This is a genomic window from Brachyspira pilosicoli, from assembly GCF_019402445.1.
In the GTDB taxonomy this organism is placed as follows: Bacteria; Spirochaetota; Brachyspiria; order Brachyspirales; family Brachyspiraceae; genus Brachyspira; species Brachyspira pilosicoli_B.
Window position 1 is genome coordinate 1 of sequence record NZ_SRZM01000071.1, and the last position, 10,793, is coordinate 10,793.

A 10,793-nucleotide genomic window follows, 5' to 3' on the forward strand; every position below is an offset into this window, starting at 1 on the left:
TAAAGGAATATATCTTTTTTTAAATCTTCTTTTTTTAGAAGTATTCTCTAAAGATGATTCTTTGTTTTCAGATGAATCTTTTTTAATATTTTTTTTCTTAAAAATATCCTTTATACCCATAATTAATATTCACCGTCATTAGTATATTGTTGATTATTTATCATATTACTATCTTCACTATTATAATAATAATATTCTGCATTATAATCTTCATCTTTTAGTATAATATAATTATTAGTTTCTTCATTATTGCTATATTCTGTTTGATTATCATTATTGACACTGTCGCTATATCCATTATTGTAAAAGCCATCACTATAATTATTATTGTAGAAACTATCATCATAATCATTGCTATAGTAATCATTAAGATAATTTAAATCCTCATAATACCCACTAATTTCATTGGATATAGCCATACTAAACTCATAATTTCTAATCTTAGAACTGCCCTTCACCCATTTCTCTTTAGTAGTATCTCTCTCAAAAATTAAATAGTACTTTCCTTGCTTTAAGCTGGTAGTATACTCATCATCATTTTGAGGCATAGTAGCTATTATTCCTTCATTTTCATTAGATATTCTCAAATTAATAGCCTGAGAATCTATTAGAAAATAAGATAGTTTTATGCTTGATTGTATAGGTACATTAAATGTATAATAATCTCTGTCATAAGAATAATCTATAGCACCCTTATAAGTTTTATTAAACTCTAAATTTTGTGCTTGTGTATATTTATTATTAGGTTCATCTTCAGTATATTTATCATAAGGCTTAGCTAATACACTTACCCTATATGGTATATTTAATACAGCCTTATCAGATACCAAAACAAAATAATATGACATATAAGGATAAAGCACTAACTTTTCAACAATCTCTCCGTCTCCAACATTATTAAGGTCATAATTAGCAATAAAGTTTCCAGTATTATCATATAACCTTATACTAGCATCAATAGAAGGAACTCCAGAAAGTTCTATGGATATAGAATAAGTATTAAAAGAACTATTTGTAACCTTATAAGAATCTATTTCCATGTTTTTTAAATCCCCAGAATATAACTTAGGATTAAAAACTTGGCTGTAATATCCATCTATGGTATAAAGTCTATTTTCACTATTAACATCTATTATCTGCGACTGCGATATTATATCATTAGGCTCTTTTTCATCAGTTTCATTATATTCTCTTTTTTTAAGAATAAAGCTATATTCAGTGTCATCATTTTTTGATTCTATAACTATATAATATTTATTTTCTTCAATGTTTTCTGACGATTTAAAATAAATACCTTTCATAACCTGAGAAGAATACACTTCACCTTTATCATTGGTTTGAATAGTATAAACTCTAGTGTTTTCATTTGTATTTTCAAACTCACTTATCACTTTAATAACATTAGTTTTATAGTTATATAAAGTCATAGTTATAGGCTTATCTCCTAAGTTAGATATATCAAAATCAATAAGCTCTTCTTTATTAATATTAAAATAATAATAATCCTTTTGACCTTTAACAATACTTCCTTTTATACCGTCTTTAGATATAAGCTGTGAGTTTTCAAAAGTATTATTATTACCATTTTTATCTTCCAAGCGATAACTATTTTTATTGCATGAGAATATGCTTAACAAAATAATAACAAAATAAATAAATCTAAACATCTATACCTTTTGTAAATAATTATATACATTAATTATATATTATTTAAAATAAAAAGATATAGCTAAATATGTAATAATTAATGATAGTTTTTTATTAATAATGTTTATATTATTTTAGTTTTAATTTAATAATTTATATTAAGATAATAATATAATTAGTATTATTTATTTGCAGTTTTGCGAAACGCATCCAAAGTATAAAAACTTTGACGAAGTCCGCACCGCGACCGAAGGGAGTACCTTTAGGTGCATAAGACAGGAAAAAGTTGAATAAAATAAAAAAACTTATTTAACATATTTGAGAAAGACATAATATTAAGAAAGTAATTCTATAAAAAATTATTATTTTTAATTTAAAAAATTGTAATTATAAAAAAAATTGTTATATTTAAATAAATATTTTATATACAACAATAAAGGCAATAATGAAAAATATACTAAAAATTCTAATAACAATTCTAATATTTAGCTCTACATTGTTTGCAAAAAGCGGGCTTGAAATAGCTCTATTTGTTCCTATCGGCATGAGTATAGGTATCAATACTCACCCAGAACGCCCAACAAATATGAATCAAAACACATATGATAGCTACATATCAAACAACACAAGAAATACATTTGTTGGTTTTGAAACAGGTGCTTTGGTGCAAATTGGATATAAGCTAGATATTAATAGAACTTCTGGTTTTAGTTTTTTAGCTGAATTGGGCTATAGCAGAGATACATTCAATTACAAGTTAAAAGATACAGAAACTAATTCGCAAGCAATAAGAATGGAAAATTATAGAAATTATACTTTTGATAGTTTTCTAATTGGAGTGCTTCCTAAATTCAATTATAAAAGATTTTCTATAGGTATAGGTGCTGGTGTAAAAATTGCTTTATCAGGAACTATAAATAATTCAAGCTATAATCCTCTGCTTGGATATTCTACAGAAAAACTTCAAATAATAAATACTAAAAACTACAAAGATTATTTTAACTCAAACATAATACCATATATTAAATTAGCAGTGGATTATAGTATTTATTCTTCGCAGAAATTTGACTTTGTACTTGGAGGATATATCGCTTATGATTTTCCTCTCACATATACACCAAAAAATGCTGATTTAACAAAAATAGTGCCTGATAAAATATCTAGTTTTGATATAGGATTTAATATCGGCGTAAAAATAAGACCTTTATAATAAAGAGAGATTAAATGAGATTTTTTAAGATATTAATAATAATGTTGGCTTTATCATATATAAATGCATTTGCTAAAAACAGTCTTGAAATTGGAATATTTGTGCCTTTAGGAATTGGAGTTGGAATAAATCAATATTCTCTTACAAATGAAAACCCAACTCAGCAACAAGAGACTAATTTTAATAATATAGTAAAAAAAGAAAATAGAAAATCTGGAGTTGGTTTTGATTCTGGAGTTTTATTAAATATAGGCTATAGATTTAATATTAATAAAAATATGAGTTTTAGTTTATTAGGTGAAATAGGCTATTCTCATGATGAGTTTTCTTTTTTTAGAGGAGATGATAATAATAAAAATACTTCTGTTTATATGTTTGAAAGTATTGTTTTTGGAATATATCCAAAATTAAATTGGAAAAAATTCTCTTTTGGTTTGGCAGGCGGAGTAAAAGTGCCTTTATATGTTAGGTCTGCTTCTTCATATTATAATTATACAAAAAATGAAATTGACAGAAACATTGAAAATTATAATGCTTTTCAAGTAAAAAATATATTTAATATTCCAGTAATACCATATATAAAATTTTCAGTAGACTACTCTATTTATACAGATAAAAAAATTAATTTTGTTTTAGGCGGATATGTTGGTTATGATTTTGGACTTTCACTTAAAACTCCTCTTTTAAATAATCAAAATGCAAATCTAACAAAATTAATGAAACAAAATATATCAAGCTTTGACATAGGTTTTCAAGTTGGCATAAAAATATTGCCTAATTATTAAATTTATATTTAAGTTTTAAGGAGCAAAAATGAAAAAAACACTATTTATAACATTAAGCTTATTTACAATGATATTATTTCTATTAAGCTGTAATAACAATTCCTTGAAACCTGATACATATACTAAAGAAGAAATTAATAAAAAATATCCTTATTGGGATGTTGGAGTTGCTGAGTTTAAGATAGCAGAAGATTTGACTAATTATGCCACTATAACAGTAGAAGAGAAACGTTTTATATTAAGATGTATGGCACTTATGAGAACTGCTGTAAATAGTGAAGAATTTCCTACAAAAGTAAATGAAAAGAAAAATGAGTTAGGCTCTTCAGTTGATGCAAGTTATGGAAATTTCTCTATAAAAAAAGGCGATATGTATGACCCTAATATAATGGTTGATGTTATAAGAACTGTAAGCCATGACTTTATATATGAAAAATTAAAAACAGGCGGTGCTGGCTTAGGAGTTGTAGGTCAATCAAGATATGTGCATTATGTTGGAGGACAGCCTGTAGACCAAATTCCTACTGCAGATTGGGTTGGTTTTGAAAATGCTAATTGGATTCAATGGTCTGGAAATAGTTTATATGGTTATGCTAGTTTTTCTGGTTTGATGTTTCATGAGCATATGCATAATATAGGTTTTAGTCATGTAGGAGCTTATGCTGTACCTTATGCTCTTCAAGATGTTGTACAAAAACTAATAGAAAGAATATTATACGGCGATTTAAAAGACAAATATGCTAAAGCTTTAGATGAACTTACTGCTTACTATTATACTGAATATAAAGATTTACTTTTAGAAGACAGTGTTTTTGACCCAAGCAAGAAATAACATTTTTTAATTATCCTAAATTTTAATTTTTTTAGATAACACTTTAAGCATTCATATAATCAAAAAATGCTTAAAGTAAGTTATCATAATTCCGAAAAGTTATGTAAACTATACACAAGGACTATCATCAAAAATGAAAGACAATATAGCTTCTAGTGCTTACAGCCTCATAAGAAGAAAAAAATATAAAAAAGCTAAAGATTTACTTTTATCCAATAGAACTGCATTAAACCGTGATGCTAATGCTCTTGCTATGCTTGCTTTTGCCAATATATTTTTAAAAGATTTTTATGCTGCTGAAGAGGTATCTAGAAAGGCACTTAGAGAGGATAGTTTTTGTGTGAATGCTATGATTGCAAAGGGTTATATTAGTTTGCATAATGGGCACAGAGAAAATGCTTTAAGAGAATATTTTAGAATATTAGAGCTTGACCCTCAGAACAAAATAGCTAAAGATAATATTGAAAGAGTGAGATTTTTAACTAACAATGCTAAAGGCAATGAAATTAATCCAAAGGCATATATTTTAGGAAAAAGAGAGATATCTATATTAAAACTTCTTATATTTATACCTATAATTTTTGTTATATCTTTCTTATCATATTTAGCAATAGACAGAGGATATCCTGCTGTAAAATATATATTATTAGACAAAGAACAAAAAGAGCTTAGAGAGAAATTACAAGATGTGTATTTATTTGAAGGGCTTGAAGATGGAAAGATTCCAGAGAGTGCAAAAAGCCCTACCTACTCTCCTAAAGAAGTAGCAGAGATGTTTGACAAGGCAAAAAAGAATATGAGAAGTGCATCAGTTAATGAGGCTGTTATGATAATAAACGGTGCATTAAAAAGCGACATAAACGAATATCTAAAAGAAAGATTTAGAGTTTTGAAAGATTTTGTAATAGCACCAGATTATAATATATTTAGAGAAAGCCCAGATTATATTACAGTAGTAGGCAACTATGACTTATATAACGGCGGATATATAAAATGGAAAGCAGATGTAAACAGCATATCAAAAACTAATATAGACGGAGTGCCAAAGAATAAAGCAAGAATATTAGTATATGACCACAATGCTGAAAACATAGTTGGCGTTGCTGACTTAATATACAATGTAACATTAAATCTAGAGGCAAAGAACTATATAGAAGTTTACGGCAAAGTATTGGGCTACGACAACAAACAAAAATCCATAGAGTTAGAAGCCCAAGTAATAAAGTATTTGCCTAAGAAGAAGTAAAAATTATAATTGCATAATAAGAAAATCTATTAATAGGATTTCATATATCTAAATAATATATTATAAATATTTTATTTATAAAAAATAATACAAATTACTTAACCCACTTCTCAACTTTTATCACCCATGCTTTAGTTCCATACGCCGCTTCCAAGCCAACTTCGCTGTCCTCAAAGATTATTATCTCTTTGTTTGATACATTAAAATAATCCATGCACTTAAAAAATATCTCTGGGTGAGGCTTTTTGTTTGTTATGTCTGCCCCTGTTAAAACTAAGTCAAACACTTCATCTAATTTAAATGCTTTTAATATGCCGTATACTCCATTTGGTGAGGCCGTGGTTGCTAGTGCTAGTTTTTTCTTACCCCTATTAGACAATATTGTATCATAAATAAAAGGGTGAATGTTTAAGAGATTAAGATTGTTTAAATATATTTCCTCTTTTCTGGTATGTATCTTCTCAATTAAAGCATCTTTATCTTCTGTTATTTTATTTAAATCCAATATATTAGACACAAAAGTTTTGTAATGCAAGCCAAAGCATTTTTTATAATAATATTCTTCGTCAAGCTCTATATTAAACTCTCTAAAAGCATTGCTGTATGAATAATAATTCAAATAAGCACTGTCAATTAAAGTACCGTCCATATCAAATATTAAAAGTTTTATATCTGTCATAATTAAACCTTATAATTTTTTGAATATTAATTATAGCATAAAGATAAATTTTTTACATTAATATTTATTCTGCAATTATAATATTGTATAATTCCAATATAATATATATAATATCAGCAATAAACAACTATGAAAATATATACATTACTACTATTAACATTATTTGTAATATCCGCATGTACAACACTCCCAAAAAAAGATATAAGTAATGAAGCAGCTCAAATGTGGATTGAAAAGTCAAAAAATAAGATTGTAATGGATAATTTTCAAAATATATACAGATTCGATAAACACTCTAATATAGACATTATAATATACGGCTACTCTAACCCTACAAAATATAATCTTTTAAAAATGTCAGAAAAAAATAAAGCTGTATATTATACCAAAACAAAAAGACAAAATTTTATATTAAGCTCACTTCCAAGATTTAATTTATATAATCTATTAGAAAATAAAAAAGTATATGATCCAATGTATTTAACTGTAGATTTTAATTATAGCGGTAATTTTAAAAATAATACAATATATAGATATAAAGGCTTTGTAATAGAAAATGGAAACTTATATATAGCAAATGATTATAACAAATATTATATGGAAAAATTAGAAAATTGGCTAAATAAGAACGGTTATGGCAAAGATTCATATTGGAAACCATATAATAGTGCCAACTGGAATGAATATCCCATACCAACAGAAGATGATATTAACTGGGATAATGTATTTTTATTAGGAAAATTAGAAAAATAGTTATAATATGCTATAGAAAATAGTAACTTTCTTTTATTGTTAGATACTCCTAATTAAGTTAATATTTAGCACAACAATTAGGAGGAATCATGACCGCTAATTCAAAATGCGTTATAAATACTAAAAACACTCAAAAAATAGGAGAATTATATTCAGCTATTTCTCATAGTGTAGGAGCTTTACTATCAATAGCTGGATTTGTTCTTATGCTCATAAAAGTAAATAAAAACTATGTGCTTCCTGTGGTAGTTTATGGTGTTGGCATTACATTACTATATACATTTAGCTCTCTATATCATTTTTTTCCAGATGGTAAAGTAAAAAAGCTATTTCGTAAATTTGACCACATAGGCATATATATTTTTATAGCAGCAACATACACGCCGCTATGCATATTTTCACTTCCAAAAAATGTCGGAATGCTCATATTATCTGTGATATGGACATGTGCATTAATCGGCATGATATCGAATACTATTTTAATATATAAAAGCCCAATACTCACAATAATTTTATATATTTCTATGGGCTGGATTATTGCTTTTGCTTTCAAACCTCTTTTACAAGAGTTTAATATACTTCATTTAAGCTGGCTTATATGGGGCGGAATATTTTATACTATAGGTGCATTCTTATATGCATTAGGAAAAAAGTATCAGTATAAAACTAAACAATTCACCCATGACATATTTCATATATTTGTATTAATGGGCTCATTCTCTCATTTCTGGTTTTTATACCAATATGTGATTTCTTGATATACAAAAAGGGCTGCTCTAAATATTTAGAAACAGCCCTTGAGTTTTTTATATATTATCTCATCACAGTATCATAATAATTTACTATGTACCAATATTCACCCATTTTTCTTAGTATAAATATTCTTTTTACTGTAGGGTCATAAACATCACCAGTATTCATATTAAAGAATCTATTATACATAGTAACTTCAACTTGTGCTCTTTTTAGTCCATACTCTTCTGTGATAGTAACTTTATCAACAGTATAGTTTAATAAAGTATATACAGTTCCAGCATCATATTCTTTACTCATCATATCTAAAACCATAGTATAATGATTTTTTAGTGTAGTGTCTTTAGTTGATACTATATTTCTTCTTAATTCTGTCATAAACTGATTTCTAAGATTTCTATCATAAGCAGAAGCTAAATATTTTTTAAACTCATCAAATAAAGCTTTTTTCTCTTCAGGCAAAGAAGTTCTATAGAGAATATCAAATCTTATAGCAAGCTCTCTAATATTTTCTGATTTATAAGCATTTTCCAAATCATTTAAGAAATTATTTCCAAAATTAGTTCTTATCATATTAACGCTGACAGTATCAGAGAATTGCTCTTTTAAGAAATTTTGAAAACTCAATCTAGCAGCTTTTTGATATATTCCAGTATCAGTAAAATCTTCAAGATAAGTATTGCTATAGTTTTTTCTATAAGCTTCACTGTATCTTTGGCTTATACTAATAATAGAAGGCATATGCATATAATTAAAATAGTTACTCCACTCTTTTCTCTTCATAGCATCTAAAGTATATGTAACAACCTCATCTGGATAATACACAGGCAAAGTAGAAGCACTATTAGTAGAAGTTCTAGCAACAACAATGTTATTTGTAGATTGAGTTGTAGTTGCTGTTCTTAGAGGTTCATCAATAAAGAAATATGCATCATCTGCTCTAATAACATATTTCTCAGTTAAATCTGGCATAGGGTTAAAAGTGGCCTCTATTCTATATCTTCCAGATTTTGTAAAATAAAACCAATTATTCAAATCTATAAAAAATGAATAACTCTCACCCTCTCTTAATGTAATCACCCTATCTTTTGAATTATCTATAGTTCTATCATTTTGATATTTCCATAAAGTATAATTATCTGATGAAACAACTTTATTATTATAATTATCATAAACTGTAAACTTATAATTATTGAAAGGATTAATAGAATTAGTAAAACTTATTTCTCCTTTTTGAGCATATATTCTTATTTCCATAGTTATAGGTTCATTTAATCTATATCTATTTAAATCAAAGTTCATGCTAATATTAAAAGAATTAGGAGCCACTATTTCATCATTAGGATATATCCTCTCAACTTCATTTAATACTATCTCATCTAAAAAATTATCTTGAGCAAAAAGTATAGAAAAACTAAATATAAAAAGTATTATATATTTCATACAACATTACCTTAAAAAATACTACTATAATAGTTTATCGACAAAAGCCGAAATAACATAAGAAAAATTATATATCTATTATTATATAAATATAATAAATATTATAAAGTTTTATTTAGAATAAATTTTATAGTTCTTTGTTTATCTTTATCAAAGCACGCTCTATTATATAATGATTATAGTCAATGCTGTCTTTCATAGCCTCATAAAGCTTAAAAGAGCCTACTATAGATTTATCATAATCGCTATCTTCAAACTCAAAGCCCTCTGTAATGGATTTTATAACCCTCTGCATGGTAACACCCAAAAACTCATTAACTTTGCTTATATTAAGTATCTTTATGTCGGATTCGCTTAACTTCTCCAAAAGTTTATCCACTTTTCTATGTCTTTTTAATTCCCTGTTAATTTCATCGCATAGTTTAATGGCGTTTAATACATAAGGCTTAAGCTCTATTATTTCAGCATCTATTTTCTCTAAACCTGTTTTTATACTTGATAATATTTCATTTTTTTTATTTACTTCTTCAGAGTTTTTATCTATTTCTATATTAATATTGTCAAGTTTTTGAAGAAGCTCATCAACTGTAATGTTTTCCATTGCCTTGATTATTACTCCGCCTTCTGTGGCATTATAGAATTTTTTACTGCTGTTTAATTTGCATTGCTCCTCATACCAATTTCTATACATATCAAAACGAGAATCTGTAAATACACTCTCCCCATAAACATTTTTCTCTTCTCTCAAATTGCCGGAAACAAGCACTTTATATATTCTGCTGTCATAAGAATCAAGCTTTCCTATCTCTGTAAAAAAGTTCTCTTCATGATAGCTTCCTTTTATATGAGTTTGATGATTAGGAAAAGATAAATCAAGCCCAAGCATTATTATAGGGTTAGCTCCAATTCTAATAGCAAAGTCATATGCAGCAGTAGAAACACTTCCCCCCATAGTAATATCTCCCCTTTTTCCTAAAGGCTTCATAAAATATTTAGCAAGAGGAAATATAGAATCTAAAAAATATATTGCACCTTTAAAAGATGATATTGCCTCATTATCAACAGAAGATTCTGCTATCAAAACAGTATCTTTAAAATTGATGTTTCTAAAATATTTTGAGTTCTTTTTTTGAGGGTCAATAGTGATAACAAAATGCGGTGATATATTATGACTAGATAATGGCTTCATCGCAGTATCTACAGCTATTATTATTGCTTTATCTTTTAACTCTTTTAATTTTCTAATATTTTTCTCTAATGAAGGACCAGCAGAAACTACTACAGCTGGAATATTTTTATATTTATCAAAAAACTTATTTACTCCATAATGAGTGGATATTTCTACTACATTTGATGCTATATTATAAGCCCATAATTTATCGAATCTTAAAATTGTGTTTATATTAATAGTTTTTTTATCTATTATAGATAATACTTTTGTTTGA

General features: G+C 26.7%; 10 protein-coding genes. 6 read left to right on the forward strand and 4 right to left on the reverse strand.

Going from position 1 to position 10,793, the window contains the following annotated elements:
• Nucleotides 1-122 precede the first annotated feature (122 nt).
• Nucleotides 123-1,667 carry a peptidase gene (locus E6A48_RS02860; RefSeq protein ID WP_219708474.1) on the reverse strand — a complete coding sequence of 515 codons (1,545 nt, stop codon included), beginning with the start codon at nt 1,665-1,667 and terminating at the stop codon, nt 123-125.
• Between the two features lie 425 nt (nt 1,668-2,092).
• Between E6A48_RS02860 and E6A48_RS02865 the strand changes: the two genes are divergently transcribed.
• From E6A48_RS02865 to E6A48_RS02880, 4 genes are all read left to right on the forward strand, one after another.
• Nucleotides 2,093-2,857: a hypothetical protein gene (locus E6A48_RS02865; RefSeq protein ID WP_219708475.1), complete on the forward strand. Its 765-nt coding sequence runs from the start codon at nt 2,093-2,095 to the stop codon at nt 2,855-2,857.
• A 14-nt stretch (nt 2,858-2,871) separates the two neighbouring features.
• Complete coding sequence (locus tag E6A48_RS02870; protein WP_219708477.1) at nt 2,872-3,642, forward strand: hypothetical protein; 771 nt, start codon at nt 2,872-2,874, stop codon at nt 3,640-3,642.
• A gap of 28 nt (nt 3,643-3,670) precedes the next feature.
• Nucleotides 3,671-4,474, forward strand: a complete 804-nt coding sequence (locus E6A48_RS02875) for a hypothetical protein (protein ID WP_219708479.1) — start codon at nt 3,671-3,673, stop codon at nt 4,472-4,474.
• Nucleotides 4,475-4,607: 133 nt separating this feature from the next.
• Nucleotides 4,608-5,720, forward strand: coding sequence for a tetratricopeptide repeat protein (locus tag E6A48_RS02880; protein WP_219708480.1), 1,113 nt, complete (start codon nt 4,608-4,610; stop codon nt 5,718-5,720).
• Between the two features lie 94 nt (nt 5,721-5,814).
• Here E6A48_RS02880 and E6A48_RS02885 read toward each other — a convergent pair whose 3' ends face one another.
• Entirely contained in the window at nt 5,815-6,399 is a 585-nt protein-coding gene (locus E6A48_RS02885; protein ID WP_219708481.1) for an HAD family hydrolase, read from the reverse strand.
• A gap of 129 nt (nt 6,400-6,528) precedes the next feature.
• Here E6A48_RS02885 and E6A48_RS02890 point away from each other — a divergent pair, with 129 nt between their 5' ends.
• Complete coding sequence (locus E6A48_RS02890; RefSeq protein ID WP_219708482.1) at nt 6,529-7,152, forward strand: hypothetical protein; 624 nt, start codon at nt 6,529-6,531, stop codon at nt 7,150-7,152.
• Nucleotides 7,153-7,241: 89 nt separating this feature from the next.
• On the forward strand, nt 7,242-7,910 hold the full coding sequence (trhA, locus tag E6A48_RS02895; protein ID WP_219708483.1) for a PAQR family membrane homeostasis protein TrhA: 669 nt from the start codon (nt 7,242-7,244) through the stop codon (nt 7,908-7,910).
• Between the two features lie 55 nt (nt 7,911-7,965).
• On the opposite strand, the gene E6A48_RS02900 is transcribed toward trhA, so the two are convergent.
• Both E6A48_RS02900 and E6A48_RS02905 read right to left on the reverse strand, forming a co-directional pair.
• Nucleotides 7,966-9,348, reverse strand: a complete 1,383-nt coding sequence (locus tag E6A48_RS02900) for a hypothetical protein (protein WP_219708485.1) — start codon at nt 9,346-9,348, stop codon at nt 7,966-7,968.
• 127 nt (nt 9,349-9,475) lie between these two features.
• On the reverse strand, nt 9,476-10,793 hold a 1,318-nt coding region (locus E6A48_RS02905; RefSeq protein WP_219708486.1), incomplete at its 5' end, for a motility associated factor glycosyltransferase family protein.

Bases quoted from the DNA above. Each gene is read 5' to 3' on its own strand.
- E6A48_RS02865 (WP_219708475.1), top strand. From the start codon at position 2,093: ATGAAAAATATACTAAAAATTCTAATAACAATTCTAATATTTAGCTCT.
- E6A48_RS02890 (WP_219708482.1), top strand. From the start codon at position 6,529: ATGAAAATATATACATTACTACTATTAACATTATTTGTAATATCCGCA.
- E6A48_RS02900 (WP_219708485.1), bottom strand. From the start codon at position 9,348: ATGAAATATATAATACTTTTTATATTTAGTTTTTCTATACTTTTTGCT.
- E6A48_RS02885 (WP_219708481.1), bottom strand. From the start codon at position 6,399: ATGACAGATATAAAACTTTTAATATTTGATATGGACGGTACTTTAATT.
- E6A48_RS02860 (WP_219708474.1), bottom strand. From the start codon at position 1,667: ATGTTTAGATTTATTTATTTTGTTATTATTTTGTTAAGCATATTCTCA.
- E6A48_RS02870 (WP_219708477.1), top strand. From the start codon at position 2,872: ATGAGATTTTTTAAGATATTAATAATAATGTTGGCTTTATCATATATA.
- E6A48_RS02875 (WP_219708479.1), top strand. From the start codon at position 3,671: ATGAAAAAAACACTATTTATAACATTAAGCTTATTTACAATGATATTA.
- trhA (WP_219708483.1), top strand. From the start codon at position 7,242: ATGACCGCTAATTCAAAATGCGTTATAAATACTAAAAACACTCAAAAA.
- E6A48_RS02880 (WP_219708480.1), top strand. From the start codon at position 4,608: ATGAAAGACAATATAGCTTCTAGTGCTTACAGCCTCATAAGAAGAAAA.